Source organism: Enterobacter cloacae complex sp. IR5422, assembly GCF_049238165.1.
GTDB classification, from domain to species: Bacteria; Pseudomonadota; Gammaproteobacteria; order Enterobacterales; family Enterobacteriaceae; genus Enterobacter; species Enterobacter roggenkampii.
Genome location: NZ_JBMKHT010000031.1, coordinates 22,147 through 47,286 on the forward strand (window position 1 = coordinate 22,147; position 25,140 = coordinate 47,286).

The window sequence follows — 25,140 nt, forward strand, 5'->3', positions numbered from 1 at the left end:
TCTTCCTACGAAGAGGGGATTTTTTTCTTTTGAAGAACAAGAACTCACTACCATGCAGAAGAAATCGATTTATGTAGCCTACACTGGCGGTACCATCGGTATGCAGCGCTCTGAAAACGGCTATATCCCCGTCTCCGGCCACCTGCAGCGTCAGCTTGCGCTGATGCCCGAATTCCACCGTCCGGAAATGCCTGACTTCACCATCCACGAATACGAGCCGCTGATGGACTCCTCCGACATGACGCCGGAAGACTGGCAGCACATCGCGGATGATATTAAAGCCCATTACGACCAGTACGACGGTTTCGTGATCCTGCACGGTACCGACACCATGGCATTTACCGCCTCGGCGCTCTCCTTCATGCTGGAGAACCTGAGCAAGCCGGTTATCGTCACCGGATCGCAAATTCCGCTGGCGGAGCTGCGCTCTGACGGGCAGATCAACCTGCTGAACTCCCTGTACGTGGCGGCGAATTACCCGATTAACGAAGTGTCGTTGTTCTTTAACAACCGTCTGTATCGCGGGAACCGCACCACCAAAGCCCACGCTGACGGCTTTGACGCCTTTGCCTCACCCAACCTGCAGCCGCTGCTGGAGGCCGGGATTCATATCCGTCGTCTGGGAACCCCTCCTGCGCCGAACACCGCGGGCGAGCTGATTGTGCATCCGATTACCCCGCAACCGATTGGCGTGGTGACCATTTATCCGGGTATCTCTGCGGACGTGGTGCGTAACTTCCTGCGCCAGCCGGTGAAAGCGCTGATCCTGCGCTCCTACGGCGTAGGCAATGCGCCGCAAAACGGCGAGTTTCTGAAAGAGCTTCAGGAAGCCAGCGAGCGCGGAATTGTGGTGGTGAACCTGACCCAGTGTATGTCCGGTAAAGTGAATATGGGCGGCTATGCCACCGGCAACGCGCTGGCGCATGCGGGCGTGATCAGTGGTTTCGATATGACCGTTGAGGCAACGCTGACTAAACTTCACTATTTACTGAGTCAGGATCTGGACATTCAGTCCATTCGCAGCGCGATGATGCAAAACCTGCGCGGCGAACTGACGCCTGACGAATAAGGAGGTCTCATGAAGCAACGCGCCCTGCTCCTGGTCGATTTGCAAAATGATTTCTGCGCGGGCGGTGCGCTGGCCGTCGCCGAAGGTGACAGCACCGTTGACGTGGCCAACACGCTGATTGACTGGTGCAAAGCCCGTGGTGAAGCAGTTGTCGCAAGCCAGGACTGGCACCCGGCAAATCACGGCAGCTTTGCCAGCCAGCACAATGTTGAGCCCTTCACCCAGGGTGAACTCGACGGGCTGGCGCAAACTTTCTGGCCGGATCACTGCGTACAGCAAACGGAAGGCGCGGAGTTACATCCGCTCCTGAACCAGAAAGCCATCGACGCGGTGTTCCATAAAGGTGAAAACCCGGCTATCGACAGCTATAGCGCGTTTTTTGATAACGGGCATCGCCAGAAAACGGCGCTGGACGCCTGGTTACGTCACCATGAAATCACCGAGCTGATTGTACTGGGGCTGGCAACGGACTACTGCGTGAAGTTCACCGTGCTGGATGCGCTTCAGCTTGGCTACACCGTCAGCGTCATCACCGACGGCTGCCGCGGGGTGAACATTCACCCGCAGGACAGCGCTCAGGCGTTTATGGATATGGCTGCGGAAGGCGCGACGCTGTATACGCTCGAAGACTGGCTGGAAACCCAGGCTTAGGCCTTTTAAGCCGGGTGGCGGCTGCGCCTTACCCGGCCGACTTCTTTGGTTTTGTAGGCCGGGTAAGCGTCAGCGCCACCCGGCAAAACTCCCCCTCCGATCCCCATAAAGTGAACTCCCTCGCAACCTCAGCGAAGCGGCAATGCTATTCTCTTCAGGCTGTTTTTTCGCCACGCCTTTTCCGTGGCGTGGTTATTTTTATTAAGTCAAAGAGGAACTTGTATGAAACGTTTGCCCTTGCTGGCAGCCTTACCCTTGCTTTGCGCGTCAGTTGCCTCCGCCAGTTCCCTGATGTCCGTGGGCTACTTTAACGGGGGTGGCGACGTCACCGCCGGACCGGGTGGCGATATCAATAAGCTGGACGTTCGCCAGATCACCCACCTGAACTACTCGTTTGGTCTGGTCTATAACGACGAAAAAGACGAAACCAACGCCGCGCTGAAAGATCCGGCGAAGCTGCATCAAATCTGGCTATCGCCAAAAGTGGCGTCCGATCTGGCCTTAATCCCCACGCTGCGTAAGCAAAACCCAAATCTTAAGGTCCTGCTCTCCGTCGGCGGCTGGGGCGCGCGTGGTTTCTCTGGCGCAGCGGCAACCCAAGAGAGCCGCGCGGTGTTCATCCGCTCCGCGCAGGAGATTGTTGAAAAATATGGTCTGGACGGGATCGACCTCGACTGGGAGTATCCGGTCAACGGCGCCTGGGGCCTGGTGGCTAGCCAGCCCGCCGACAGGGATAACTTTACCGCCCTGCTGAAGGAGATGCGCGACGCGTTCGGGCATAAAAAGCTGGTGACCATTGCGGTAGGCGCGAATGCGGAAAGTCCGAAAAGCTGGGTGGATGTGAAAGCGATTGCGCCCCTGCTCGACTACATCAACCTGATGACCTACGACATGGCGTACGGCACGCAGTATTTCAACGCCAACCTGTACGACTCCAGCGCCTGGCCGACGGTGGCCGCCGCGGACAAATACAGCGTCGATTTTGTGGTGAACAACTATCTGGCCGCCGGGCTGAAGCCACAGCAGATGAATCTCGGGATTGGTTTCTATGGCCGCGTACCGAAACGCGCCGTGGAGCCGGGCATTGACTGGACGAAACCCGATGCGCAAAAAAATCCGGCCACTCAGCCCTACTTCGGGCCGCAGGAGATCGGGTTGTTCAAGTCGCTCGGCTATGACCTGACCAAAGATACCTACGTGAAGTACAACGATATCGTCAAAAAGCTGCTGAACGATCCGCAGAAACGCTTTACTGAACACTGGGACGACCAGGCAAAGGTGCCGTGGCTTTCGGTGAAGGGTGCCGATGGCAACGCGCTGTTTGCGATTTCGTATGAGAACCCGCGATCCGTGGCGATCAAAGCGGACTACATCAAAGAGAAAGGTCTCGCCGGGGCGATGTTCTGGGAGTACGGCGCGGATGACGAAAACCAGTTAGCGAAGCAGCTGGCGGCGTCGCTCGGGATCCCGCACTAAAGTGTAGCGTGCCGGGTGGCGCTAGCGCTTACCCGGCCTACATGAGAGCATTATTTGAAAGTCGCAATCGGCTTCGGGATGATACCAAAGTCCTCTTTCAGCTCACGCTTGCTCTTCATCACCATTTGACCATGGGTGTCGATCGTCATGTGCTGCGCGTCGGTGTTGTTGCGCGCCTGCCACAGCATCACCAGCTGCAGGCTGTTCTCTTTTTGCTCCGGGGTCAGCGCGACGCCATCGGGCCATTTTCCCAGCTCTACGGCGGTGACCAGACGCTGATAAATCTCCGGCGTCATACCGCTAATCATGTCTTCAATATTCACAATCCCGCCCTTTTAAAGGAATAATTTGCTGAATCGTTTTTTCAACCCTTGATCTGGTCGCCGTTTTCGTCGTCAGTGAAGCTCATTGAGGCTGAATTCACGCAGAAACGCTCGCCCGTTGGCTGAGGGCCATCCGGGAAGACGTGTCCAAGGTGCGCATCGCAGTTGCCGCAGCGAATTTCGGTGCGTACCATACCGTGGGACGAGTCGGTCAGATAGCGGATAGCCTCATCGCTCACCGGCTCGTAAAAGCTCGGCCAGCCGCAGCCCGAATCAAATTTCGTTTGGGAATTGAACAGCGGAGCATCACAGACCAGGCAGTGGTAGACGCCGTCTCGCTTGTTGTGCAGTAAACGCCCGGTGAACGGCGGTTCCGTCCCGTGGTTTTGCGTCACGTAAAACTGCATTTCTGTGAGGTTTTTTTTCAAATCGTCGGGGTTACGTTGGTTCGACATATGCTTACATCTCGCTGTAGAAACAGACATCTTTTACCCCGCATTCTAACAAAACATTAACACCCTTGCGTGCACTTTTGATCTAAACTTATGTGTCGCGAAAAGGCGGTCAGGCAATTGTGATCATATTCACATTTTTATCCTGCGAGGACTTTAAAATTCCGGGCGCAGCCCCCATGTGGTTGCAAGCTCAAAGGGAAAGTGAGGCGAGTCAGTCGCACAAACGTTAGTCACAGGATTGATTTGTCGCAATGATTGACACGATTCCGCTTGACGCTGCGTAAGGTTTTTGTAATTTTACAGGCAACCTTTTATTCACTAACAAATAGCTGGTGGAATATATGACTATCAAAGTAGGTATCAACGGTTTTGGCCGTATCGGCCGTATTGTTTTCCGTGCTGCTCAGAAACGTTCTGACATCGAAATCGTTGGTATCAACGATCTCCTGGACGCTGAATACATGGCGTACATGCTGAAGTACGACTCAACTCACGGTCGTTTCGACGGCACCGTTGAAGTGAAAGACGGCCACCTGGTTGTAAATGGCAAAACCATCCGCGTTACTGCTGAGAAAGACCCAGCTAACCTGAAATGGAACGAAATTGGTGTTGACGTTGTTGCTGAAGCAACCGGTATCTTCCTGACCGACGAAACTGCACGTAAACACATCACTGCGGGTGCGAAGAAAGTTGTTCTGACGGGTCCTTCCAAAGACAACACCCCAATGTTCGTTCGTGGTGCAAACTTCGAAACTTACGCTGGCCAGGACATCGTTTCCAACGCATCCTGCACCACCAACTGCCTGGCACCGCTGGCTAAAGTTATCAACGACAACTTCGGCATCATCGAAGGTCTGATGACCACCGTTCACGCAACCACCGCTACTCAGAAAACCGTTGATGGCCCGTCTCACAAAGACTGGCGCGGCGGCCGTGGCGCGGCTCAGAACATCATCCCATCCTCTACCGGTGCGGCTAAAGCTGTAGGTAAAGTACTGCCAGAACTGAATGGCAAACTGACTGGTATGGCGTTCCGCGTTCCAACTCCTAACGTATCCGTTGTTGACCTGACCGTTCGTCTGGAAAAAGCTGCTTCTTATGAAGAAATTAAGAAAGCAATCAAAGCTGCTTCCGAAGGCCCAATGAAAGGCGTTCTGGGTTACACCGAAGACGACGTTGTATCTACCGATTTCAACGGCGAAGTGTGCACTTCTGTGTTCGATGCTAAAGCAGGTATCGCACTGAACGACAACTTCGTTAAACTGGTATCCTGGTACGACAACGAAACCGGCTACTCTAACAAAGTACTGGACCTGATCGCTCACATCTCCAAATAAGTTGAGATGAGTGTTTGATCCAAAAAGGCGACTTCGGTCGCCTTTTTTATTTATAAGACAGAGGATTGCTTAATGATTAATAAAATTTTTGCACTTCCGGTAGTCGAACAACTTACCCCTGTGCTCTCCCGCCGCCAGATTGACGGTGCTGACGTTATCGTCGTTGACCATCCGCGCGTTAAGGCCTCCGTGGCGCTGAACGGCGCCCACCTGCTCTCCTGGAAGCCGGAAGGTGAAGTTGAGGGATTGTGGCTCAGTGATGCGACCTCCTTCAAAAAAGGGGCTGCAATCCGTGGTGGCGTACCGATCTGCTGGCCGTGGTTCGGCCCGTCCGCACAGCCGGGTTTACCTTCTCACGGTTTTGCCCGTAACCAGCAGTGGACCCTGAAAGCGCATAACGAAGACGACAGCGGCGCCGTGCTGACCTTTGAGCTGCAGGCAAATGACGAAACCCGCGCTCTGTGGCCGCACGATTTCACCCTGTACGCCCGCTTTAAGCTGGGTAAAACCTGTGAAATCGAACTGGAAGCCCACGGCGAGTTCGAAACCACCTCCGCCCTGCACACCTATTTCAACGTGGGTGACATCAGCGCTGTGAAGGTGAGCGGTCTGGGCGATACCTTTATCGATAAAGTCGACAACGCGAAAGAAGGCAAACTCAGCGACGGCGTTCAGGCGTTTCCTGACCGTACCGACCGCGTCTATCTGCATCCGGAAGCATGCAGCATGATCCACGACGGTGCCCTGAACCGCGGCATTGAGGTAGTACATCACCATCACAGCAACGTGGTGGGCTGGAACCCGGGCCCTGCACTGTCTGTCAGCATGGCCGACGTGCCTGACGACGGTTATAAAACGTTTGTCTGCGTGGAAACGGCCTGCGTGACTACCCCGCAGAAAGCGAGTGAAGAAAAGCCATCTCGTTTAGGTCAGACGATCCGCATTATTAAGCGATAATCTCGCTGCACCACACTAAAGCAAACGGGGCGCAAGCGCCCCGTTTTGATGCACCAATTGCACAATATAAGTGCGCAATCAGAACTTGTAGGTCACACCGACAGAGAAGATGCCTGCCCAGGACTTATCGACCATCGGGCTGTCTTTCACTTCATCGCTCAGACGCTCATAACGGCCAGTACCGTACACGCTCCAGTCGCCAAGGAAGTTATAGCTCGCGGTCAGCTCCAGGTACGGATCCCAGCCGTCATCTGCGCTGTAGCTCTTCAGACCGCTACGACGGGACTCGTTTTTAGAGACGCCATAATAGTAGTCATTGTAGTTCTCGCTGTTGTACTGCACACCGATACCCGGCGTCAGGGTCAGACCACCGTTGGTGTAACGGTACAGCCACGCCAGATCCCAGATAAAGCCGTTGCTGTTATCCAGCGTATCGCCTGCCAGGGCCGTACGCAGGAAGCCATACTGGGTGTTATGCACATAAGAGAGGCCGGCCATCATCGAGCTTTTACGCTTGTCGAGCTGGCGAAGCGCGTGGCTGTCGCTGTCACCCGGCTTGAAGTGCGTAGGATCGTAGTACGCCATGATGGAGAGCTTATCGGCCGTATCGTTCCACAGATAGTAGCCGCCGCCGAGCCCACGGAACCAGACGTTATCGCCTTCATAGGTGATAACCGGCACAGGATAAACATCACGGTCATACTGTTTGTACGGGCTGTTAATGACGCCAACACCCGCGCCAACCGTCCACTGACTTTCCGCCTGTGCGGTGCTTACTGCGGTCGCGGCAAGGATGCCTAATGCCAGAAGTTTGAGTTTGGTCACAATCCATTCTTTCCTGTAGTCAAATAATCAGCGGGTGAAGTGTAACCGCCATTCCCGTACATCCCAAAATTTTTTGCCTGCTAATCAGTCTGATTAACCCATTATTTTTAACTTATCAGATGACAACCGGCTTTCATTTACATGACCGCTGAATGAAAAATGTGCTTTTGCCTTATTACCAGAGTGGAAATTTTTGGATGAGTTATTGATATGTCATTGAAAGTAGATTTTATGGGCATGCAAGTTTTGCAAATGCCATCTACGCTTTAATTTAAGAAGAGTTTTCCTGAACACCCTGCGGTTCTTAGCGTCTGACCTGGCACACAGGTTGCTGCTCTGGCAGTGAGGTGCGAGAGATTCTCTTCCGGGAGCCTCCACTACTCATACGAACGGCTCTTATCCTGTGCTAAAAAACGAAAGGACGGCATGCCATGAATATATTCGATCACTATCGCCAGCGCTATGAAGCTGCCAAGGACGAAGAGTTCACACTGCAGGAGTTTCTTACCATCTGTCGGCAAGATCGCAGTGCCTATGCCAATGCGGCAGAACGGCTATTGATGGCTATTGGTGAGCCAAACATGGTTGACACTGCCCTGGAACCCCGGCTTTCCCGTCTCTTTTCGAATCGGGTGGTCGCCCGATACCCGGCGTTTGAAGAGTTCTATGGCATGGAAGATGCCATAGAGCAGATAGTCTCCTACCTGAAGCATGCCGCTCAGGGTCTGGAAGAGAAGAAACAGATCCTCTATTTACTCGGCCCCGTGGGCGGCGGTAAATCCTCGCTGGCGGAACGCCTGAAGTCGCTGATGCAGCGCGTGCCTATCTATGTCCTGAGCGCCAACGGCGAGCGCAGCCCGGTGAATGACCACCCGCTGTGCTTGTTCAATCCGCAGGAAGATGCGCAGATTCTGGATAAAGAGTACGGCATCCCGCGTCGCTACCTCGGCACCATCATGTCGCCGTGGGCGGCAAAACGCCTGCACGAGTTTGGTGGCGACATCACCAAATTCCGCGTGGTGAAAGTCTGGCCGTCGATCCTGGAACAGATCGCCATCGCTAAAACGGAACCCGGTGATGAGAACAACCAGGATATTTCGGCGCTGGTCGGTAAGGTCGACATCCGCAAGCTGGAAAACTTCGCACAAAACGACCCGGATGCCTACGGTTACTCCGGCGCGCTGTGCCGGGCTAACCAGGGGATTATGGAGTTCGTCGAGATGTTTAAAGCGCCCATCAAGGTGCTGCATCCGCTGCTGACGGCCACTCAGGAAGGAAACTACAACGGGACGGAAGGTATCTCCGCCCTGCCGTTTAACGGGATCATTCTTGCCCACTCGAACGAATCTGAATGGGTGACCTTCCGTAACAACAAAAACAATGAGGCTTTCCTTGACCGCGTGTACATCGTTAAGGTGCCTTACTGCCTGCGGATCTCCGAAGAGATCAAAATTTACGAGAAACTGCTTAACCACAGTGAGCTGGTGCATGCGCCGTGCGCGCCGGGCACGCTGGAAACGCTGTCTCGCTTCTCCATCCTGTCGCGCCTGAAAGAGCCGGAAAACTCCAGCATCTACTCGAAAATGCGCGTCTATGACGGTGAGAGCCTGAAGGATACCGATCCGAAAGCGAAGTCGTATCAGGAGTATCGCGACTACGCCGGGGTTGATGAAGGGATGAACGGTCTGTCCACGCGCTTCGCGTTTAAGATCCTCTCCCGCGTCTTTAACTTCGACCATGCGGAAGTGGCGGCCAACCCGGTGCATCTGTTCTACGTGCTGGAGCAGCAAATCGAGCGCGAGCAGTTCCCGCAGGAGCAGGCTGAACGCTACCTTGAGTTCCTGAAAGGTTACCTGATCCCGAAATACGCCGAGTTCATTGGCAAAGAGATCCAGACGGCCTACCTGGAATCCTATTCAGAATACGGGCAGAACATTTTTGACCGTTATGTCACCTACGCTGACTTCTGGATCCAGGATCAGGAGTACCGCGACCCGGATACCGGCCAGCTGTTTGACCGTGAATCCCTGAACGCGGAGCTGGAAAAAATCGAGAAGCCTGCCGGGATCAGCAACCCGAAAGACTTCCGTAACGAGATTGTGAACTTCGTCCTGCGCGCCAGAGCGCATAACAACGGGCGCAATCCGAACTGGACCAGCTACGAGAAGCTGCGCACGGTCATTGAGAAGAAAATGTTCTCCAATACCGAAGAGCTGCTGCCGGTGATCTCGTTTAACGCCAAAACCTCAACCGATGAACAGAAAAAACACGACGATTTTGTCGACCGTATGATGGAAAAAGGCTACACCCGCAAACAGGTCCGCCTGCTCTGCGAATGGTACCTGCGCGTGCGTAAATCGTCTTAAAACAAGTGCCCGGCGGCGCTTAGCGCCTGCCGGGCCTACAAAATGCAAGTTGGCAAATGCAGTACGGGGGGTATATGACCTGGTTTATTGACCGGCGTCTTAACGGCAAAAACAAGAGCACGGTGAACCGCCAGCGCTTCTTGCGTCGTTATAAAGCGCAAATTAAACAGTCTATCTCCGAGGCCATCAACAAACGCTCGGTGACCGACGTCGACAGCGGCGAGTCTGTCTCCATCCCCACCGATGACATCAGCGAACCGATGTTTCATCAGGGGCGAGGCGGCCTGCGCCATCGCGTACACCCAGGTAATGACCACTTCGTTCAGAACGACAGAATTGAGCGCCCTCAGGGCGGCGGCGGTGGTTCAGGAAGCGGTCAGGGACAGGCCAGCCAGGACGGTGAAGGTCAGGACGAATTTGTCTTCCAGATCTCAAAAGATGAATATCTCGACCTGCTGTTCGAAGACCTGGCGCTGCCGAATCTGAAAAAGAATCAGCATCGTCAGCTTAATGAATATAAAACCCACCGCGCGGGCTATACCGCCAACGGCGTGCCCGCCAACATCAGCGTCGTGCGTTCGTTGCAGAACTCGCTGGCGCGACGCACGGCCATGACGGCAGGCAAACGTCGCGAACTGCGCGAGCTGGAGAGCAGCCTGAAGGTGGTGGAAAATACGGAACCGGCGCAACTGCTGGAAGAGGAGCGCCTGCGTAAAGAGATTGCAGAGCTGAGGGCGAAGATCGAACGGGTCCCGTTTATCGACACCTTCGACCTGCGCTACAAGAACTACGAGAAACGCCCTGAGCCCTCCAGCCAGGCGGTGATGTTCTGTCTGATGGACGTGTCCGGCTCGATGGACCAGGCCACGAAGGATATGGCGAAGCGTTTTTATATCCTGCTCTATCTGTTCCTGAGCAGAACCTATAAGAACGTCGAGGTGGTCTATATCCGTCACCATACCCAGGCAAAAGAAGTGGATGAACATGAGTTCTTCTACTCGCAGGAAACCGGGGGCACCATCGTCTCGAGCGCGCTGAAGCTGATGGATGAAGTGGTCAAAGAGCGCTACGACCCGGCACAGTGGAACATTTATGCCGCGCAGGCGTCGGATGGCGATAACTGGGCCGACGACTCGCCGCTGTGTCACGAGATTCTGGCGAAGAAAATTCTGCCGGTCGTGCGTTACTACAGCTATATCGAAATCACCCGTCGTGCGCACCAGACCCTGTGGCGGGAGTATGAGCATCTGCAGTCGATGTTCGATAATTTTGCCATGCAGCATATCCGTGACCAGGATGACATTTATCCGGTGTTCAGGGAGCTGTTCCACAAGCAAAGCTCAACAACCTCAAACTAACCCTTGTTAATCAGCCAGTTAGCTTTGTTTTACTGGCTGATTAACTATAGTTTTCATGTTTAAAATTCTCCATAATTTTCATTGCCTTAGTTTTTATTTTGGGGAAGGCAGTTTAGTGGTTATCCGGTTATATAGTGGGTAACTTGTCCTCCCCTATAATGTTAAGGGTGTGAGTCAGTACGCCATATACAGTTACATCATCCAGCGCGTCACCTTCTATCACTTCACCATCTTCGGTTATCAATGCCGCTCCGTATAGCTTTGCAAACTCGTTCCTGTTATCCATTCTTACCAGTAGCGTATCTCCCTGCTCTGACCTCATGGCAACGTTAATGACAGCCCAACCGCATGACGTTTCTATTACCCTGCAGTTTCCATCAATTCCGCATAACAGATCGATGGTTAACCGTTGTTCCTGGTAATCCATTGCTGGTGAAGGAAAGCCCATTAGAAAACCCTCCCCATGTTACGCAGGATCCAGTACCGGTTCTCGCTTCCTTTTGTCGTCTTATCGGCGAAGTCCGGCTGGTATCGCTCGATCCATGAATTTGCATCCGCCTGGCTGAAATGCCAGTTCCTTTCCTGCAGTTCAGCGATGAATTTGTCTGTATGCAGGCAGAGATAGCCCTTCGGGTTTTGCTGTATGGCCGCAATAAAAGCAGCACGAATATCCGGTTGACGAGGCATAAACGCACCCTCACTCGCTCATTGACTGTATACATATACAGTAGTATTTTTATAAAAACAGATCAAGCACAGGCAATTTTCACTTTTAAGAGGATCGGTATGTTTGTTGAACTGGTTTATGACAAGCGAAATGTTGAGGGGCTCCAGGGGGCCGGAGAGATCATCCTGGCTGAACTAACAAAGCGGGTGCACAAAATTTTTCCTGATGCCGAAGTGAAGGTAAAGCCGATGCAGGCGAACGGCTTGAATAGTGATGCCAGCAAAAGCGATCGGGAAAAGCTAAACCGCATGCTGGAGGAGATGTTTGAATAGTCAGATAACTGGCTAAATAATTTTTAAATTCAATATGTTAATGACGATGGAATATTTTTAGGAATATTTTGTTGTCATTTTTGTTGTTGATGGTACTTGAACGCGGGTGAATTTCCGCAATCAATAAAAATAGGTCGATCAGTAAGATGGGTATCTGCGGAGGTGGAAACGTGGATCGATGAAAAAATTCGAGCATCTAGGGGGGAATAACGATTCTGCATGAGTATGCTATATTGCCGGTTTCTGAGTTCCCGACCGTTCGCCAGGTTGGCCTGTAAATCTTGTTCGGGTAATATTCCCGACGTTTGCTCGGGCATGAACACTGGGCTACCAGCCGCCCGTTCTTGCATACGACGGGCGGCGGCATTTTACCCTTATGCAGGTTTTTCAGGCCAGGTGATATCTGGCGCAGTTTCTGTATCTATCACAGTGACTGCATCAATATAGTCCATCCAGGCATTAAGTGATGCCGTTTCGTCCGAGGTCAACTTCCGGCCTATGAGCAACTTCGTTTGCCATATGACGATCTTACTGGAGGCATAATCAAGTCGGGACTGTTTTTCCGCATCAGCTTCTGCGATCAGTTCCTCGTGTGTTTTTTCTGGTTCAGGCAGTGGCATAAATTCTTTTCCGTCGTATGACCAGCCAACGCTTGCAACGGAATCATCATTCAGCTCTACGGTTACAAATTCAGAGAAGAGTTCCCCTTCACTATTCCAGGAAACCAGATTTTCAACAACACTATCTTTTACCAGTGCATACCGCTTTATCATTATGCAAGCTCCCATAGAATAATAAGCCCATCACCACCTAATCCACCCGTAAAACCTCCGCCAGGGTATTGGGCACTGTTTGCGCCACTACCTCCCGCCCCATCTTTAGCATTAGTGCCATTTCCACTGGTTCCACCTATACCAATGGGGCCCTGTGCAAACCTGCTGGATGCGCCATTGCCCGATACTGAGTTTCCTGGGGTCGTGTACAGGGCGTTACCGCTCGCCCCCCCCTGAATGGATTCGATTAAAGTCAATGGCGTTGTTCCGGCATTTGTGACATTACCGCCCATGAGGCCACGTGATTGCACCGGCGATGAGCCAGAAAAAGTCACTGCAAGGGTTCCGCCTTTTCCGCCTGCGCAAGTAACACCGCAAAATGACGTGCTTCCCCCAACAGTGGCAGAATTTGATGTCGATGCGTGAACCCCGACGGTGTAATTGAAGTTAGTGATATCTCTAATCTTTACAAGGAATTTGGCGTAACCACCTGCTGACCCTCCATCGCCAATACCTACAACGCCGCTTCCCGTCGCTGGGGCGTTCCCGCCATTACCTCCGGCAGCCTGCAATTCAACAAGAGCATATTTGGCTTCAGGCGAGGGGGTGTATACCCCCGATGCCGTCAATCGCATCGGCGGTGCAAGCAGACGACCTACAAATCCATCGCTATCCCCCAAACCAAGGTTTGCGAGAGCTTCAGCTACTGCAGCAGTGCCATCACCTTTGATATCAGCAAATGGATGTGCGCGACTAAGTAGTAATGATTTAAGCGCAGTCAGAAGCTGGTTGTGTTTAGATTTATCCAGTGCAGTTCCAGTTGCCTCCACCACGCCAGCAAGCTCCTCCTGCAGCATGTCGAAGTAATCGTCATCAAGCTCTGTTGCCGGGGTTCCTGTCTGTGGATTCCCACGGGTAAAGCCATTCTTCCCCGCGCCGAATTTATCTTTCTGCGCAGTAGATGTATCAATACGATGCATAGTGTCTCCGGTTACGGATATTTGAAAGTTACGTAGGTATGTGACGGGCAGAGTTTGTTGATAACGCATTCAGCAACCGTGTCGCCCCAGTAGCGAACCGGTGTTTCACAATTGTCTGAGCAGGTCATCCAAGTGGCATCTGTTGAAGCAGGCATATTGACCTGCCAGTAATACCGCCATTCAGTCGAGTAGGTCGCATCGACACACGATGATGTGCATTTAAATGGACCATTGTTATAACGCGTGATCGTGGCTCCTGGCTTACCCAGTGCTGCCAGCTGGCGAAGATAGAAATCTTCATTAATACCACCAGCAAGGTTGACCCTGGCGTCAAGGCGCTGCTGCCGCTGCCGCAAAGTCTGTGTTCCGGAGGGAATACATTCGTCAGGCAGACCACAGCACCGCTCCCATCGGTCAATAAGCTCTGTTGTCGTTCGTGGGTCGATCTCCAGCATGAGCTCGTCCCCACGCTGATGCGCCCTGAGTAAAGACGGAGCAGCGCCACTTATCGCCACATCGTCAACTGACCATGCAGGGCCAGGAGGCAGCAGCGCCCCCAGAAGCTGGACATAATCATCATTGCTCACGCCCACGTTATTACCCCCAGAACGGCAAGTTCATTTTTCGCGATCGGCGTATCTGCTGTTGGCGAAAGAAGTTTATGGCTGTACTCACCCGCAGCAATAGAAATGGCCTCATTCGTCCTGGAAAGCTCCAGGGTTCCTTCCGGATAGCCGTCCCGCAACAGAAATGATCGGAGTTCAGCCTCCACGGCCGCGCGTATTTCAGGCGTGTCAGGATTCAGGTCGATTGTGTAGTTGACCGTTTTTGGCGTTCCCTTGAACACATAAAGGTCTGAACCCGCAACCGGTGCCAGAGGTTCTATATGAGCCTGGGCTGCTGCAACCGTTGCATCATCCAGGATAGGGTTAATCAGGTCACTGCTGGCTATCAAAACGCCAACCGTTCCCGTTCCCATCCAGTGCCGGTAGGTCCATGCGCGGGTTACACCTGGAACTTCTTTTGCCCAGACAATGTAATCGCCGTCAGCGCCCCCCTGCGGGGTCCAGTAGTAACGCTCAAGAACACGGGCGCGCCATACCTCAAGATCTTCAATATCAAAGCCGCCGGTTATCGTATCTGCCAGGCCCCCGGAAGGGAGTCCATTAACAGGCGAAACCAGTGAAAGCGTCTCCCCGTCATCCATATTTCCGGTCATGCCTGTCACACTGCAAAGAACGGGGACGCGAAGAACGCCGCCCGCACTTGTAGCATCTGCCTGCGCCGTATACTGCACGAGGTCATCACGCTGAATTACCGCCCCGGCGCTCACCTTCAGCCCGTTCGATACGCCGTCCCAGCGCATAAAACCAGACGCGGCCACGGCATCTTTTCGAGGGCAGCGTTTCATTGCTGCGTGACGGTAAAGCCATGATTCGTCGCAAAGGTCAGGCAGCATATTCATTGCCAGGTAATCGATATAGCCGTAGACCGTATGCAGAGCCCCCGCATAAACCTTAGCCCTGACATCTTCATCCATACGACGAAGCTCATCATTGATGTCGAGACGGGCAAAAAGGTCTGTGCGGATCATGCTAATATTTTCGGCCAGCGTTGGCCGCCGGAATTCACTGTCCGCCATTGGTGATTACGCTCCACAGATCGTTAAAGGAAATAGTTACAGGCCCATCCCGGCGCCAGAGAACAATCTTGTTTCCCAGTTCGTTAATACCCGTTCGCTGGATATCAATGTCGATACGCGTCACCACGCCATCCTCCTGCATCCACTGGAGAGCATCACGCAGATAGTTACGAACAGTATTCACGAGTGCATTCGTCAGTTTGCTGCGCTGCAGTAACCAGAGTTTTGAACCATATCGGTCGTTCGCAACAACAGGCCAGGTATCCCCCCACCACCCCATAGGTACATCAACATTGTCATCAGGATCGGCGCGCCGGTGAGTGAATAAAGAAATCACCACTGCGCGGGTGAGCGGATCGAGCTGAGAGCTGGCACTGACGGTTTTTCCGTTTACTGTTAACCAGAGCTCCATTACGCCTCCATTTCCGTATCAGGTGTGTCAGTGGTATTTCCGTTCTCCTTATGTTTGTGCCCGTTATAGGTCACGCGCATTGCGGCCATTGTCAGACCAGAAGAATCACATAAGTCCTTTATCTGTCCTGTCGATTCGATATCCATTTCAAAACGGGCTTTAGGGGCATTTTTGAAGGTGATGACTTTTCCACCACCATCGATCACGATGCCATTTCTTGTGAGGGTGACTGTCTGGCCCTGGTCATCGTAGAAAGCAACCTCTCCGGTTTTCAGTCCTTTAATTCGGTACCGGCGATCGGAGATACTCACCACTACAGCATGGGATCGATCGCCATCCGGAAAGAGCACAACGGCCTCTGCGCCGGATTTAGCTCGGGATGTAAAACCATAGGGCTCAAGATGTTCAATGCCTGCCTTTCCCTGGCCTGCCAGTAATTCGACATCGACCGTCTGGCATTTGCTGGCAGCGTTGATACTCTTCACCACCGCACGCCCGATAAGGCTCAGAACCTGACGCTGAAGGCTTTGTATAGCTCCCATCAGAACGGCTCCTCTTTCGCTTTGCGTTTTTTTATACCCTTCGTTTGCTTGTCTTCCGGTTCGGGAAGATAGGCATCAGGAGGACCGACACGCAGCTCAGTCAATGTGCCGTTGTTATCTTTAGTGAATGTCACTTCAGAGATGAGGAGTTCGCTGTTGTTGAAGCCGCAAACCGGGTCGAAAACCATGACACGCTGATTTGGCTGCCACAGGGTTCCGTCTCCCTGTCTCCAGCCCCAGACCACGTAGGTTGTTTCATCGGTACGTGCTGCGCGCTGCCGGGCTTCAAACTCTGCGCGGGCGATACAGCTCGCGCCGGTTGCCTGCCCCGTCTGCTGAACGGCCATCGGACGATAACGCCCTATGCCTGCATCGGTGGTTTTAGCCCGAAGTGCAGTAGTGGTCGCAGCACCAAAGTCATTATCGTTACCTGCTCGCTGGCCGGAGACCTGATACGTGGAAAAGCGCTCCCGGATGCTCTTTTCGGTATCACAGGAAATAATGTTTTTTCCCAGCACCAGCGCGGTATGGGCGCGCGTAGAGCCTATGCCACCAATAACAAGACGCCCTTTGGGATCGTCATAGGCCAGCGCCTGCTGCTGTCCCAGCATTTTATTGAGCACTTCGATAACCGTTTCACCGTGATCGGGCTGCACACCGGGGATGACAGAAGAAGGGGCTCCAGCGTTCACCACATCAATGTTAAATGGCTTTGCGAGCGAGGCGGCAACCTGTATCAGGGAAAGACCGTTAAATTGGGTAGGATCGGCAGCACAGTCTATGAGGTCTGCTGTAATGCTGCGGCCACTGATTCCGGTACTGATTGAGCGTGCATCGTAGCGAACGGGTGTTGCCTCCACCCAGCCAGTTATTACGAGATCGTCACCGATCAAAACCTCTACACGATCACCATTTTTCACCCGTAGTTGCAGCGATGTCACACCATCGCCCCCAGGCCACTCGCGGGTAATCTCTACGCTATAATCTCGCGCCAGCCGTTCGATGCCAGCCCCAATTCTTACAGAAGTCCATCCCCCCCATTCGCGTCCGTTCACTCTCAGCGTTACGTCATCGTTCATCGCACCGGAACCCTCAGGGGTGAAACCGGCACAAAGCCGGGATGTGTGACCGCGTTGCGCCTGACAATGTCAGACTCCCGTGCAGCGTTATCAAACCAGGTTGCCGCCAGTACCAGCGCTGGTAAAACCTCAGGCGGAGTGCGTTCAACCGTTTTTTCTGTCTGCGACAGACGTTTTTTGATGTCACTGTTGAGGTCAGACTTCACACGACGCAGCGCCAGAAAAAGACGGTCATCTGTGGCTCTGGCCATTTCTTTATCAATGGCAGTATTCAGGGTGTCGCGAATATCAACGAGCTCGTCCCAGGTCGAAACATCCACAGATGTCGTTTCATCCGGAGCATTGTTCAGCGCGGGGTGTGTCACCGAAGGCCAGCCAGCGCTCTGCCCGCTCTGCTCATTATTCTTGTGTATTGATGCCGGAAGCGACGTGACCGTGTAAACCGCTTCACTTATGGCTGTTGTGCGAATAGCACTGGCAACATAGTTACCCTGTTCCTTTCGGTTGTACGTCGTTTTACTGTCCGTCTTCCAGACACCACGAGGAGAAAGATCGCTGCCCAGCGAAATGCCGGAGAAGTTTTTGATCATGGTGTATAAATCGCTGGCATTTCCTGCCAGCCGGTTTCCTGAACGCCACATTGACTGTAACTGTTCAATGAAACCCTTACCTGATGATGGAGGCGGGAGTAACACGGAAATATCACCCTGCAATAATCGCGCTGCAGAAGATATTCCGGCATCCACCAGCGCCATTTTTTCAGAGACATAGCCAAGCATGCCTCTAGCATCTTCAACCACGCCGTTCTGCACAAAATCTGGCATGCCTTCCATACCAAATTTTCCGAAGTTATCGCTGATACAGTCATCAAGCGCCGAACATGAAGACACCAGAGTATTAGCCGTAGCAGCGCCGGATGTCGGGTAAGAAAGTTCTCCTGCCTCAACAAACTGGAGATCAAACCGTACCATTCTCCCTTCGCCGGATGTCGAGCTGACTTTAATCTCACCATCTACGCAGACGTTCAATTCCCCATAAGTGGGGTGTATCAGAATCCCCGGCCCCGGTTTGTTCAGCGCTTCAATAAGCCTGTCACGCTGTTCCCAGCAATTATCGCCAACAACATAAGCGGTAATGTTCGGGCGGAAAGTAACTTTGCCCAGGTCTTCCGTGTAGGGCTTGTCCCGGTTTGGGTATTCATGGGTTTCAACACGACGCCCTACCGGAGCCCCTTCTCCTTCAAACTTGAATGGAACGCCCCTAAATGACGCTTCCTGCAGTCTGTCTTTCCACGCCATAGATTCTCCAGATATAAAAAAACCCGCCGAAGCGGGTTTTGATTAAGATTGTTTATTTTCAATCTCTTCCTGAAGTTCAAAAAAACGTTGTCTGAACTTCATCGGGTCTTTGATATACCGAATGGGGGCATGAACTGCACCAGTATCGCTGATGACCAAAGAACCATATCCAAGTAGTCGTCCTGAAATATCTTGCTTAATTTGAAGGCTCGAAATTTTCTTAATTGGTATCTCGACTGTATCCCGTTTGATTAAACCAGATTTGGCAATCAATCGTTTGTTCGTGATAGCGGCTTCATTAGAACGTAAGATGAAATAACCCAAAGGGATCAATACAAATCCCACAAGGGTTGCGAAACCAAGAATCAGGCCCCACACAATCCACGGAAGCCAAGCCCAGAGAGTAACCTTCCCACGATAAATTACTTCTTCATTGCCAATTAAGTTTGAATCAATATATGACATTTTTCTTGTCCATCAGAAATGAGGGAAGAAATCATATCACCATATTTCAGAATATTCCCAATTGAAATCACCCACCCATTCCTGTTCTTCCGATCCGCGTATACCCCACATCGTGGTTTACATCGATACCGGAAGCGCGCGTATCAGTTACCTTCATGCCAGGCGGTGCATTCTCAAATTGGACTGTTACCGTTCCCTGAGGCTGAGCCGACGCCCCCTGTTTAATCTGGTAAGGGTTATAACCAGGGCTAGCCACGCCGGTGCCATAAGCCCCATAACCACCAGCGCCCCATTGTGCAGCGTTAGCGGCAGCGACCGTATCGCTTGCCCCATCAGAGAACCATTCGATAATGGGTTTCAGCTTCTCCCACATATCCTGGAACCATTTCACCACCGGCCCCCAGTTATTAATTACCATCCCAAGCGGCGTCCACGAAAATGCGGTTTTTATGAGCTCCCAGCCAAATTCAAAAAGTGGGCTGATGAAATCCCACATTTGTTTAAAATAGGGACCAACCACATCCCAGTTTGAGACAATTAGCCCAGCGGCCATTGCTATTCCTGTGAGGATCATCCCAAGCGGCGTCATCGATGCCAGCCTGCTGGCAATCGTTATAGCCTTCCCGACGCCCATAATTCCCAGCTTAAGGGTGGCAAGACCGGCAACAAGACCTGCTACGCTGCGAATAACCCTCGGGTTCTGGTCGGCGAAAGTAGTGAACTTTTCGCCCAAATCGCCAAGCCAGATCGTCAGATTTTTTGTATCACCTGAGAAAGCACTTCCGATCGCTGCCAGTCCATTAGTTGCGGTGCCGGTCATAGCTTCCCAGAGGTTAGCAAGGGTTCCAAGCTGTGCTTCAACACGTTTATTCAGGCTGGCCTGCTGGTTCATTTTCTGCTGAACCTGGTCATAGCCGTCTTTACCCTTGTCGATAAGGGCATTAACAACCTGGAGCGTCTCCGCATCGTCACCAAACAACGCTTTTAACACCCCGGTTCGTTTCACATCAGTCAAGTTCCTGAGCTTCGCCAGTTGCGTGAACATCTTATCAATACCGCCGAAACTGCCTTTACCGTCGGTGAAATCAAGATTCACTCCGAGTTTTTGACGCTCGAGCACTTTATTCACGCTGTTGACTTTCTTAACATCCAGGCCTGACTGAATGACTTTACGAAGGGCGTTACCTGCTGACTCACCCTGCATGCCCATCTGATCCATCATCACGCTTATAGGCGCAAGACCCTGAGCCGCTTTTAGCCCATCTTTGTTTACCATCTTCAGAACAGAACTGGTCTTGGTGAAGAAAGACAGCATGTTGGTATCATCCACCCCCAGATAAAATGCCTTCTGGATGGTGTCGAATAACCCCATCATGTCATCTGAAGCGGTGCCGGTGGCGTCCTGCATTTTCGCGGCAAATTCAGCCGCAGCTTCAGGTGTCTTTTTCAGCTGAACGGCAAGGTACGCTGTCGCTTTCCCCACCCCGCCCAGAATGTTTTCTGCCGGAATACCCTGGCGACCCAGCATTTGCATCATGTTCTGAAAATCAGCCGTGGTACCCGGCAGCTGATTACCGAGCCCCACGGCAAGTTTATTGATTTTTTCGAAACTGTTACCGACCTCACCATTGGCCTGCATCATCGCCACTTTCAGACCCGTTGCCGCATTTTCCTGATCGGCGAAAGCCTTGAGTGAAACAGTCAGCCCTGCTGCAAGGCCACCAGCAAGAGCAATTCCGCCCTTCGATGCCTCTTCGGCCTGACGTTTAAAACCACGAATGTTTTTCTGCATTCGTGAAAGCGCAGGAGAAAGCTTATCCACGCCGGTGATCAGCGCTTTCAATTCAAACTCAGCCATTGCGACGTTTCTCCTGTTCTATTCTGTTTGCCTGGCTGACCAGTAACGGAAGCTCACTGACTGGCATATTCAGCAGTTCAAAAGGGTTAATGCGCCAGTAGCTGGCGCAGTCAAAAAAGCGGTCGGTGAGATACTCCGCCGTCAGCCCTGGAGGAAAAAACCAGCAATAAGCCAGCCTGCCGAGTTCAGGTCCCCTGGAGACATTTGATCAACGGTGCTCAGGGGGACATTTGCCAGCCTGACGATGTATTTAGCAATAATGTGCGCCTGAAGTTTGATCGACTCGTCCTGGTTCATCTGATAGGGGTAACCCAGCTCACGAACGTCTTTCCCCGTAGGCTCGCTAATCTCCAGGACGCTGATTGTTTCACCATGTGCATTGACTGGGTTGCTCAGCTCAAGTTCTTTCATTACTGGTAATCTCCCTCTTCACCGTGGAATTCAAGATCCGCTGTACCTTCTTCAGCGTTATGGTTGGCTTCACCATGCAGCCAGGCGGATGACAGAACATAAACCTGACCGTTAGCCAGTTCGGCGGTAATCGTCATCTGGTCTGATGTCGTCACCTTGCTGACCGGGAAGTCTTTCGGCACTTTAAAGGTGCCCTTAACGTAAGGGGCGCGATGAGTTTCCTTTCTGTCTACGTCCCCGGCCATGCCAATGATGTCGTCATTGACCGTCTTGTTCATTGGCACCTCAATGCCGCCGGTCAGCGATAACTGCTGACCGTCAATTTTGAAATAACAGGTACCTGCAATGCGTGCCATTACGCGGACTCCTCTTGATACTGAAGACGGAACTGATTAAGCAGCGCGAAGACACGCAACTGGTTAACGTAATCAGGTGGATAAAGTACGTTGATGCGGGTCGGGTCATTCGCATCGCGCTCAACAATCAGGTGCGCTTTAAACAGGTCATAGTTTTCTACGATCCCTTCACGCTCCATCTGGCGATACGTTGCCAGCAACTCACCCTTAATGACCGCAGGGGTGACAATCGCCTGGCCGGGGCCGAATCGTGTACCATCATTCGCCAGTTTATGACGGCCATACTTGCTGGTAATAACGGACTTCAGGCGACGGAGCACGTACGCACTGGTATGCAGCGTTTCGCTGTCCAGATAGCTGTTATCCGACACGCCGTAAGCGTTCTTTTTGTAGGTGGTGATATCGCGCTGAATACGAAGCACACCTCCTTCTGCATATGCAGTAGCGATACCGTGAGTCAGTAACGATTGCTGCTCAGTACGGATGAAACGCTTGCCCGTTGGGGGCGGTAACATCCCTGTCAGCTCTCCCGTTTGAGTCGGGCGGGCAGGATCGATACGCAGGAATACCGCAGCGCGGGCAGTTCGGCTTGCCGCCAGTTCATCTGGACAGGACTGAACAGTTTTTTCATAACCTGCAAGCGTCACATGCGGATCGTTGAACATATCGCCGACCGTGATCAGGTCACTTACAGCGGCGATTTTTGCCGTATACACGTGGCCGTAAATCTGGCGCAACCAGCTCCAGCGACCGCTGGTATCGTTCATCTCCAGTGTAAAGGCGTTCATTGATGCGGTATCGTTGAACGGATGCCCGATATAGTCGAACGGCTCGTCACCCATTGCGGCAATTGCCCCGGTCAGTACAGGGGCGCCAGCACCTGCCACCCCCGAGGCGACGGCAATAAGTACCCCCGCTGGCAGCACTTCCCCTCCGCTAAAACCGTAGTAGTTAAGGGTGATCGGAATGTCGTTTGCCCAGGTGCCTTTATGACGGGCGGTAAGCGTTACTACACCGTTATTGGCAGAGGCGGTAAAAGGTGTCTGTCCGTCAGCAGTTATGGCAGCAGCAATTGCTGATGCAATAGCCGTGACAGTATCGCCGGTAGTGACATTAGCCTGAATGCGACGGCGGCCGATGTACAGACTGACCACGCCGGAACCCGTGGCAGCTCCTGTTACCGTCAGGGTAAAGGTGGCGGCTGTTCCTGTATCAGGTACAGCAACCACCCAGAGTTCACCAAACGGGTCGGTGAGTCGATAGGCTTCAACCATACGTGCCAGCTGGCTACCAGCACCACACTGCTGGATGGCGTAGTCTTTCGACGGCATGAAGACCAGCTCATTCGTGGCAATGGCTGCCCCTGCGTTTGCATGACCAATCAGTAACGATGGCGCGCTGGTCTGAGAGGTATTCGCTGCGCTATTGTCCATTTCAGCATAGAACAGCGGAACCCGGAGATCAGACGGAATGTTGTTCATAGAGACTGTCATTTAGCGCTCACCTTTTTTTTAGTTTCAGCCTCTTTCGATGGCTGAACAATTTCGATATCTCCGTCGAGTTCCCGACGGTACCAGTACTGGCTTTCATCAACGTTTCGCCCTTCTTCAGGCAAAAGATCGCCTCGGGCAGGGTCATGAACTGACCGCCCTTTTTGGGGTTTCACAAACATGTTTATCCTCAGGTAGGGAGAGTGAATTCCGTGTGGTGTTCGATATTGCCGTCTGGTCCGTTTCCGGGGTCGATAAAGTCAACATCGATGGAGAGGTTTTTAAACTCGTCCAGATCGCCGAGTTCGTCGTACTGACGGGTGTCAGCTTCGTTGATTTCCGTCTCTACAACGAAGTCGAACTGATAGCTCAGCTCGTGACGGTTAACATCAAGAAGCGTGCCTCCGTCATAGACAATAGGGTTTCCGTCCTCTTCGGGATTCCACCCCAGCAATGCTTTAAAGAGCATCTGGCGGACTTCGTGTACCACGTCAAAGGACGCAAACTGTCCACGTTCGTCCCGCCCGTTGCTGACAAAAACGATAACGGAAAAACCTTCCCTTAGTGTCTGCCAGTAATCAGTCTGGCTTTTCTGCTCACCGGGGGAATCATCCCCCGGCACGACATAGGCTGCAGGTAAAAGCATTTTGCCAACTTCAGGCAAATCCCTGAACTGAGCAGCACCGGCCACCCGGTTCTGGAAAATGTCGCAGCGGGCGCGAAGCGTGGCAATAATAGGGGTCAGCTTCATCAGCGGCGTTTCTCCGTTTTCAGTGAGAGGCGCAACTCGCGCGCCAGGTAATAGCGCGTCCACGGGCCGTTTCTTTTCAGCGTCTCTACCATGAAGTTGTTACGCGGAGCCATGCGCCAGCCGCTACCGCCGGAAGCACCACGATGATGACTACGGCGACGTTTAGCGCCACCACGAACACCGTAAAAAAGAAATGCAGGGTAGAAGTCGCCAGTGATTAACCTGTTGCCCTGTCCGTTGCGCTGGTTAGGAGCAATGCGGGTCATAAAACCTGGACGGTTTTTACTTGCCCTGGGAACCATAAAACCGATGGATTTCGCCAGGCGGCCGCTCTGATAGCCTGGGTTTTCACCCGGTTCAGATCGTCCCCGTCGCATCACCAGACGGCGGGCATCGCGCATGTGCCGCTGACCAATATGAATAAACGCCCGACGAACGCGCGCCCGGTTAAAACGCATTTCATTAGGCTGTTCAAAATCAACGTGAAAAAAGGGAGTTGCCATTGCTGTTCCCTCCGGCTGTCACTGACTCAGCGCCAAGTTCGGTGCATTCAAGAAGCAGGAATCGGCGTTTACTGTTCAGGTCCCGCACCCGCTTAACGCGAAACACCTGATCGCCCTGCACTACCTCAAAATCTGATGTGATACCGCTTCGCCAGCGGATGGTTATGTAATGTGTGATGACGTTGTCAGTCTGAGCTGTTTCCTGGTATGTCGTAGCGCTGGTCTGAACCACCTTTGCCCAGACAGGAAATGACACCGGGTATTCAGGCTCGGTACCGAAATCAGCAGCAGGTACATCAACACGTTTTCTGATATGAACCCGTTTATCCAGCTCTCCCGGATCGGGAAGCAGGTATGTCGCGCTGGTTTGCGCCTGACGAAGTTTCATAACGGAATGAACCGATAAGGGCCAACAAGCCAGGTGAATGACTGAGGCATCTCTGTTTTTTCAACTTCTGATACAGATGAACGATTTTCGTAAAAGTGAGTGACCAGTAGCAACATCCCCAACCTGATGTCATCTGTCATAACCACCCCGTCAGGATCGGTGTCTGGAACGCCTGTACTCTCCGAATAAAGAGTGCGATTAAGAAAACTCACTGTTCTGGCCTGTGCAGCTTTTCCTAACAGCGTCAGGTGCTCATCCTCTTCGTTGTAATCTTCCTCAAGCCGCAGCTGGTGCTTAATTTCTTCCAGTGTCAGGAGCATAGATATCTCCATGCCCGCCGTAAGACGGGCATAAAAAAACCGCTTTCGCGGCAGTG

The 25,140-nt window shown here is 52.6% G+C and carries 33 protein-coding genes; 9 read left to right on the plus strand and 24 right to left on the minus strand.

The features are described from left to right. Nucleotides 1-52 precede the first annotated feature (52 nt). The 3 genes from ansA to ACOTXT_RS15255 all read left to right on the plus strand — a co-directional run bounded on the left by ansA (nucleotide 53) and on the right by ACOTXT_RS15255 (nucleotide 3,196). Nucleotides 53-1,069: an asparaginase gene (gene ansA / locus ACOTXT_RS15245; RefSeq protein ID WP_008500705.1), complete on the plus strand. Its 1,017-nt coding sequence runs from the start codon at nucleotides 53-55 to the stop codon at nucleotides 1,067-1,069. A 9-nt stretch (nucleotides 1,070-1,078) separates the two neighbouring features. Further along, entirely contained in the window at nucleotides 1,079-1,720 is a 642-nt protein-coding gene (gene pncA / locus ACOTXT_RS15250) for a bifunctional nicotinamidase/pyrazinamidase (RefSeq protein WP_021241052.1), read from the plus strand. Nucleotides 1,721-1,942: 222 nt separating this feature from the next. Further along, a complete protein-coding gene (locus ACOTXT_RS15255) occupies nucleotides 1,943-3,196 on the plus strand; it encodes a glycoside hydrolase family 18 protein (RefSeq protein ID WP_023343914.1) in 1,254 nt (417 codons plus the stop codon). 50 nt (nucleotides 3,197-3,246) lie between these two features. On the opposite strand, the gene ACOTXT_RS15260 is transcribed toward ACOTXT_RS15255, so the two are convergent. After that, entirely contained in the window at nucleotides 3,247-3,519 is a 273-nt protein-coding gene (locus ACOTXT_RS15260; RefSeq protein WP_196095980.1) for a YeaC family protein, read from the minus strand. Between the two features lie 41 nt (nucleotides 3,520-3,560). Then, nucleotides 3,561-3,974 (minus strand): peptide-methionine (R)-S-oxide reductase MsrB, encoded by a 414-nt coding sequence (msrB, locus tag ACOTXT_RS15265; RefSeq protein ID WP_008500710.1) that lies wholly within the window; start codon nucleotides 3,972-3,974, stop codon nucleotides 3,561-3,563. 341 nt (nucleotides 3,975-4,315) lie between these two features. On the opposite strand from msrB, the gene gapA reads away from it, so the two are divergent. Further along, nucleotides 4,316-5,311 carry a glyceraldehyde-3-phosphate dehydrogenase gene (gene gapA, locus ACOTXT_RS15270; RefSeq protein WP_006809136.1) on the plus strand — a complete coding sequence of 332 codons (996 nt, stop codon included), beginning with the start codon at nucleotides 4,316-4,318 and terminating at the stop codon, nucleotides 5,309-5,311. Nucleotides 5,312-5,383: 72 nt separating this feature from the next. Beyond that, the gene (locus tag ACOTXT_RS15275) at nucleotides 5,384-6,268 is read left to right on the plus strand and encodes a D-hexose-6-phosphate mutarotase (protein WP_021241049.1); all 885 of its coding nucleotides are present in this window, start codon (nucleotides 5,384-5,386) and stop codon (nucleotides 6,266-6,268) included. A 78-nt stretch (nucleotides 6,269-6,346) separates the two neighbouring features. On the opposite strand, the gene ACOTXT_RS15280 is transcribed toward ACOTXT_RS15275, so the two are convergent. Then, complete coding sequence (locus tag ACOTXT_RS15280) at nucleotides 6,347-7,093, minus strand: MipA/OmpV family protein (protein ID WP_021241048.1); 747 nt, start codon at nucleotides 7,091-7,093, stop codon at nucleotides 6,347-6,349. Nucleotides 7,094-7,524: 431 nt separating this feature from the next. Here ACOTXT_RS15280 and yeaG point away from each other — a divergent pair, with 431 nt between their 5' ends. Then, nucleotides 7,525-9,459: a protein kinase YeaG gene (gene yeaG, locus ACOTXT_RS15285; protein WP_008500713.1), complete on the plus strand. Its 1,935-nt coding sequence runs from the start codon at nucleotides 7,525-7,527 to the stop codon at nucleotides 9,457-9,459. Nucleotides 9,460-9,533: 74 nt separating this feature from the next. After that, a complete protein-coding gene (locus tag ACOTXT_RS15290; protein ID WP_045336165.1) occupies nucleotides 9,534-10,817 on the plus strand; it encodes a YeaH/YhbH family protein in 1,284 nt (427 codons plus the stop codon). A 127-nt stretch (nucleotides 10,818-10,944) separates the two neighbouring features. Here the strand turns inward: ACOTXT_RS15290 and ACOTXT_RS15295 are convergent, their stop codons facing one another. Together ACOTXT_RS15295 and ACOTXT_RS15300 are read right to left on the minus strand one after the other, a co-directional pair. After that, complete coding sequence (locus ACOTXT_RS15295) at nucleotides 10,945-11,265, minus strand: hypothetical protein (RefSeq protein WP_063929903.1); 321 nt, start codon at nucleotides 11,263-11,265, stop codon at nucleotides 10,945-10,947. After that, a complete protein-coding gene (locus ACOTXT_RS15300) occupies nucleotides 11,265-11,504 on the minus strand; it encodes a hypothetical protein (RefSeq protein ID WP_063929904.1) in 240 nt (79 codons plus the stop codon). Before ACOTXT_RS15300 ends, ACOTXT_RS15295 begins: the two co-directional genes overlap by 1 nt. A gap of 99 nt (nucleotides 11,505-11,603) precedes the next feature. On the opposite strand from ACOTXT_RS15300, the gene ACOTXT_RS15305 reads away from it, so the two are divergent. Together ACOTXT_RS15305 and ACOTXT_RS15310 are read left to right on the plus strand one after the other, a co-directional pair. Beyond that, nucleotides 11,604-11,816 carry a DinI family protein gene (locus ACOTXT_RS15305; protein WP_063929905.1) on the plus strand — a complete coding sequence of 71 codons (213 nt, stop codon included), beginning with the start codon at nucleotides 11,604-11,606 and terminating at the stop codon, nucleotides 11,814-11,816. A gap of 96 nt (nucleotides 11,817-11,912) precedes the next feature. Then, on the plus strand, nucleotides 11,913-12,026 hold the full coding sequence (locus ACOTXT_RS15310; RefSeq protein WP_084832436.1) for a helix-turn-helix transcriptional regulator: 114 nt from the start codon (nucleotides 11,913-11,915) through the stop codon (nucleotides 12,024-12,026). A 164-nt stretch (nucleotides 12,027-12,190) separates the two neighbouring features. Here ACOTXT_RS15310 and ACOTXT_RS15315 read toward each other — a convergent pair whose 3' ends face one another. The 19 genes from ACOTXT_RS15315 to ACOTXT_RS15405 all read right to left on the minus strand — a co-directional run bounded on the left by ACOTXT_RS15315 (nucleotide 12,191) and on the right by ACOTXT_RS15405 (nucleotide 25,084). Beyond that, nucleotides 12,191-12,589, minus strand: coding sequence for a tail fiber assembly protein (locus tag ACOTXT_RS15315; RefSeq protein ID WP_421625338.1), 399 nt, complete (start codon nucleotides 12,587-12,589; stop codon nucleotides 12,191-12,193). Beyond that, complete coding sequence (locus ACOTXT_RS15320) at nucleotides 12,589-13,569, minus strand: carbohydrate kinase (RefSeq protein WP_421625339.1); 981 nt, start codon at nucleotides 13,567-13,569, stop codon at nucleotides 12,589-12,591. The genes ACOTXT_RS15315 and ACOTXT_RS15320 overlap by 1 nt, the downstream gene beginning before the upstream one ends. A gap of 11 nt (nucleotides 13,570-13,580) precedes the next feature. After that, nucleotides 13,581-14,162 (minus strand): YmfQ family protein, encoded by a 582-nt coding sequence (locus ACOTXT_RS15325; RefSeq protein ID WP_074168477.1) that lies wholly within the window; start codon nucleotides 14,160-14,162, stop codon nucleotides 13,581-13,583. Beyond that, nucleotides 14,153-15,211, minus strand: a complete 1,059-nt coding sequence (locus ACOTXT_RS15330; protein ID WP_023294013.1) for a baseplate J/gp47 family protein — start codon at nucleotides 15,209-15,211, stop codon at nucleotides 14,153-14,155. The genes ACOTXT_RS15325 and ACOTXT_RS15330 overlap by 10 nt, the downstream gene beginning before the upstream one ends. Then, nucleotides 15,198-15,623: a phage GP46 family protein gene (locus tag ACOTXT_RS15335; RefSeq protein ID WP_023294014.1), complete on the minus strand. Its 426-nt coding sequence runs from the start codon at nucleotides 15,621-15,623 to the stop codon at nucleotides 15,198-15,200. Before ACOTXT_RS15335 ends, ACOTXT_RS15330 begins: the two co-directional genes overlap by 14 nt. After that, a complete protein-coding gene (locus tag ACOTXT_RS15340; RefSeq protein ID WP_063929907.1) occupies nucleotides 15,623-16,165 on the minus strand; it encodes a phage baseplate assembly protein V in 543 nt (180 codons plus the stop codon). Before ACOTXT_RS15340 ends, ACOTXT_RS15335 begins: the two co-directional genes overlap by 1 nt. Further along, the gene (locus ACOTXT_RS15345) at nucleotides 16,165-17,244 is read right to left on the minus strand and encodes a phage baseplate assembly protein (protein WP_063929908.1); all 1,080 of its coding nucleotides are present in this window, start codon (nucleotides 17,242-17,244) and stop codon (nucleotides 16,165-16,167) included. Before ACOTXT_RS15345 ends, ACOTXT_RS15340 begins: the two co-directional genes overlap by 1 nt. Next, the gene (locus ACOTXT_RS15350) at nucleotides 17,241-18,542 is read right to left on the minus strand and encodes a DNA circularization protein (RefSeq protein WP_421625340.1); all 1,302 of its coding nucleotides are present in this window, start codon (nucleotides 18,540-18,542) and stop codon (nucleotides 17,241-17,243) included. Before ACOTXT_RS15350 ends, ACOTXT_RS15345 begins: the two co-directional genes overlap by 4 nt. A 42-nt stretch (nucleotides 18,543-18,584) precedes the next feature. Then, nucleotides 18,585-19,007: a PH domain-containing protein gene (locus tag ACOTXT_RS15355; protein ID WP_063929910.1), complete on the minus strand. Its 423-nt coding sequence runs from the start codon at nucleotides 19,005-19,007 to the stop codon at nucleotides 18,585-18,587. A 67-nt stretch (nucleotides 19,008-19,074) separates the two neighbouring features. Further along, complete coding sequence (locus tag ACOTXT_RS15360; protein WP_421625341.1) at nucleotides 19,075-20,865, minus strand: phage tail tape measure protein; 1,791 nt, start codon at nucleotides 20,863-20,865, stop codon at nucleotides 19,075-19,077. After that, the gene (locus ACOTXT_RS15365) at nucleotides 20,858-21,040 is read right to left on the minus strand and encodes a hypothetical protein (protein ID WP_071788931.1); all 183 of its coding nucleotides are present in this window, start codon (nucleotides 21,038-21,040) and stop codon (nucleotides 20,858-20,860) included. The genes ACOTXT_RS15360 and ACOTXT_RS15365 overlap by 8 nt, the downstream gene beginning before the upstream one ends. Further along, nucleotides 21,007-21,276 carry a phage tail assembly protein gene (locus ACOTXT_RS15370; protein ID WP_063929912.1) on the minus strand — a complete coding sequence of 90 codons (270 nt, stop codon included), beginning with the start codon at nucleotides 21,274-21,276 and terminating at the stop codon, nucleotides 21,007-21,009. The genes ACOTXT_RS15365 and ACOTXT_RS15370 overlap by 34 nt, the downstream gene beginning before the upstream one ends. Further along, nucleotides 21,276-21,632 (minus strand): phage tail tube protein, encoded by a 357-nt coding sequence (locus tag ACOTXT_RS15375; RefSeq protein WP_045888763.1) that lies wholly within the window; start codon nucleotides 21,630-21,632, stop codon nucleotides 21,276-21,278. The genes ACOTXT_RS15370 and ACOTXT_RS15375 overlap by 1 nt, the downstream gene beginning before the upstream one ends. Continuing rightward, nucleotides 21,632-23,125, minus strand: a complete 1,494-nt coding sequence (locus tag ACOTXT_RS15380) for a phage tail sheath subtilisin-like domain-containing protein (RefSeq protein WP_421625342.1) — start codon at nucleotides 23,123-23,125, stop codon at nucleotides 21,632-21,634. The genes ACOTXT_RS15375 and ACOTXT_RS15380 overlap by 1 nt, the downstream gene beginning before the upstream one ends. Further along, the gene (locus ACOTXT_RS15385) at nucleotides 23,122-23,304 is read right to left on the minus strand and encodes a DUF2635 domain-containing protein (protein WP_063929915.1); all 183 of its coding nucleotides are present in this window, start codon (nucleotides 23,302-23,304) and stop codon (nucleotides 23,122-23,124) included. The genes ACOTXT_RS15380 and ACOTXT_RS15385 overlap by 4 nt, the downstream gene beginning before the upstream one ends. Before the next feature lie 8 nt (nucleotides 23,305-23,312). Then, nucleotides 23,313-23,873 carry a phage tail terminator protein gene (locus ACOTXT_RS15390; protein ID WP_421625343.1) on the minus strand — a complete coding sequence of 187 codons (561 nt, stop codon included), beginning with the start codon at nucleotides 23,871-23,873 and terminating at the stop codon, nucleotides 23,313-23,315. Beyond that, nucleotides 23,873-24,376 carry a hypothetical protein gene (locus tag ACOTXT_RS15395; RefSeq protein ID WP_395994765.1) on the minus strand — a complete coding sequence of 168 codons (504 nt, stop codon included), beginning with the start codon at nucleotides 24,374-24,376 and terminating at the stop codon, nucleotides 23,873-23,875. Before ACOTXT_RS15395 ends, ACOTXT_RS15390 begins: the two co-directional genes overlap by 1 nt. After that, nucleotides 24,351-24,764: a phage head closure protein gene (locus tag ACOTXT_RS15400; RefSeq protein WP_063929918.1), complete on the minus strand. Its 414-nt coding sequence runs from the start codon at nucleotides 24,762-24,764 to the stop codon at nucleotides 24,351-24,353. The genes ACOTXT_RS15395 and ACOTXT_RS15400 overlap by 26 nt, the downstream gene beginning before the upstream one ends. Further along, the gene (locus tag ACOTXT_RS15405; protein WP_063929919.1) at nucleotides 24,761-25,084 is read right to left on the minus strand and encodes a head-tail connector protein; all 324 of its coding nucleotides are present in this window, start codon (nucleotides 25,082-25,084) and stop codon (nucleotides 24,761-24,763) included. Before ACOTXT_RS15405 ends, ACOTXT_RS15400 begins: the two co-directional genes overlap by 4 nt. Between the last annotated feature and the right edge of the window lie 56 nt (nucleotides 25,085-25,140).

What these genes read in the sequence shown, in the direction of transcription:
- msrB (WP_008500710.1), bottom strand. Translation starts at nt 3,974, where the DNA reads ATGTCGAACCAACGTAACCCCGACGATTTGAAAAAAAACCTCACAGAA.
- ACOTXT_RS15315 (WP_421625338.1), bottom strand. Translation starts at nt 12,589, where the DNA reads ATGATAAAGCGGTATGCACTGGTAAAAGATAGTGTTGTTGAAAATCTG.
- ACOTXT_RS15405 (WP_063929919.1), bottom strand. Translation starts at nt 25,084, where the DNA reads ATGCTCCTGACACTGGAAGAAATTAAGCACCAGCTGCGGCTTGAGGAA.
- ACOTXT_RS15295 (WP_063929903.1), bottom strand. Translation starts at nt 11,265, where the DNA reads ATGGGCTTTCCTTCACCAGCAATGGATTACCAGGAACAACGGTTAACC.
- ACOTXT_RS15255 (WP_023343914.1), top strand. Translation starts at nt 1,943, where the DNA reads ATGAAACGTTTGCCCTTGCTGGCAGCCTTACCCTTGCTTTGCGCGTCA.
- ACOTXT_RS15370 (WP_063929912.1), bottom strand. Translation starts at nt 21,276, where the DNA reads ATGAAAGAACTTGAGCTGAGCAACCCAGTCAATGCACATGGTGAAACA.
- ACOTXT_RS15340 (WP_063929907.1), bottom strand. Translation starts at nt 16,165, where the DNA reads ATGGGAGCTATACAAAGCCTTCAGCGTCAGGTTCTGAGCCTTATCGGG.
- ACOTXT_RS15375 (WP_045888763.1), bottom strand. Translation starts at nt 21,632, where the DNA reads ATGGCACGCATTGCAGGTACCTGTTATTTCAAAATTGACGGTCAGCAG.
- ACOTXT_RS15360 (WP_421625341.1), bottom strand. Translation starts at nt 20,865, where the DNA reads ATGGCTGAGTTTGAATTGAAAGCGCTGATCACCGGCGTGGATAAGCTT.
- ACOTXT_RS15380 (WP_421625342.1), bottom strand. Translation starts at nt 23,125, where the DNA reads ATGACAGTCTCTATGAACAACATTCCGTCTGATCTCCGGGTTCCGCTG.
- ansA (WP_008500705.1), top strand. Translation starts at nt 53, where the DNA reads ATGCAGAAGAAATCGATTTATGTAGCCTACACTGGCGGTACCATCGGT.
- ACOTXT_RS15305 (WP_063929905.1), top strand. Translation starts at nt 11,604, where the DNA reads ATGTTTGTTGAACTGGTTTATGACAAGCGAAATGTTGAGGGGCTCCAG.
- ACOTXT_RS15385 (WP_063929915.1), bottom strand. Translation starts at nt 23,304, where the DNA reads ATGTTTGTGAAACCCCAAAAAGGGCGGTCAGTTCATGACCCTGCCCGA.
- ACOTXT_RS15400 (WP_063929918.1), bottom strand. Translation starts at nt 24,764, where the DNA reads ATGAAACTTCGTCAGGCGCAAACCAGCGCGACATACCTGCTTCCCGAT.
- ACOTXT_RS15335 (WP_023294014.1), bottom strand. Translation starts at nt 15,623, where the DNA reads ATGGAGCTCTGGTTAACAGTAAACGGAAAAACCGTCAGTGCCAGCTCT.
- pncA (WP_021241052.1), top strand. Translation starts at nt 1,079, where the DNA reads ATGAAGCAACGCGCCCTGCTCCTGGTCGATTTGCAAAATGATTTCTGC.
- ACOTXT_RS15330 (WP_023294013.1), bottom strand. Translation starts at nt 15,211, where the DNA reads ATGGCGGACAGTGAATTCCGGCGGCCAACGCTGGCCGAAAATATTAGC.
- ACOTXT_RS15390 (WP_421625343.1), bottom strand. Translation starts at nt 23,873, where the DNA reads ATGAAGCTGACCCCTATTATTGCCACGCTTCGCGCCCGCTGCGACATT.
- ACOTXT_RS15345 (WP_063929908.1), bottom strand. Translation starts at nt 17,244, where the DNA reads ATGAACGATGACGTAACGCTGAGAGTGAACGGACGCGAATGGGGGGGA.
- ACOTXT_RS15395 (WP_395994765.1), bottom strand. Translation starts at nt 24,376, where the DNA reads ATGGCAACTCCCTTTTTTCACGTTGATTTTGAACAGCCTAATGAAATG.
- ACOTXT_RS15320 (WP_421625339.1), bottom strand. Translation starts at nt 13,569, where the DNA reads ATGCATCGTATTGATACATCTACTGCGCAGAAAGATAAATTCGGCGCG.
- ACOTXT_RS15275 (WP_021241049.1), top strand. Translation starts at nt 5,384, where the DNA reads ATGATTAATAAAATTTTTGCACTTCCGGTAGTCGAACAACTTACCCCT.
- ACOTXT_RS15290 (WP_045336165.1), top strand. Translation starts at nt 9,534, where the DNA reads ATGACCTGGTTTATTGACCGGCGTCTTAACGGCAAAAACAAGAGCACG.
- gapA (WP_006809136.1), top strand. Translation starts at nt 4,316, where the DNA reads ATGACTATCAAAGTAGGTATCAACGGTTTTGGCCGTATCGGCCGTATT.
- yeaG (WP_008500713.1), top strand. Translation starts at nt 7,525, where the DNA reads ATGAATATATTCGATCACTATCGCCAGCGCTATGAAGCTGCCAAGGAC.
- ACOTXT_RS15355 (WP_063929910.1), bottom strand. Translation starts at nt 19,007, where the DNA reads ATGTCATATATTGATTCAAACTTAATTGGCAATGAAGAAGTAATTTAT.
- ACOTXT_RS15300 (WP_063929904.1), bottom strand. Translation starts at nt 11,504, where the DNA reads ATGCCTCGTCAACCGGATATTCGTGCTGCTTTTATTGCGGCCATACAG.
- ACOTXT_RS15350 (WP_421625340.1), bottom strand. Translation starts at nt 18,542, where the DNA reads ATGGCGTGGAAAGACAGACTGCAGGAAGCGTCATTTAGGGGCGTTCCA.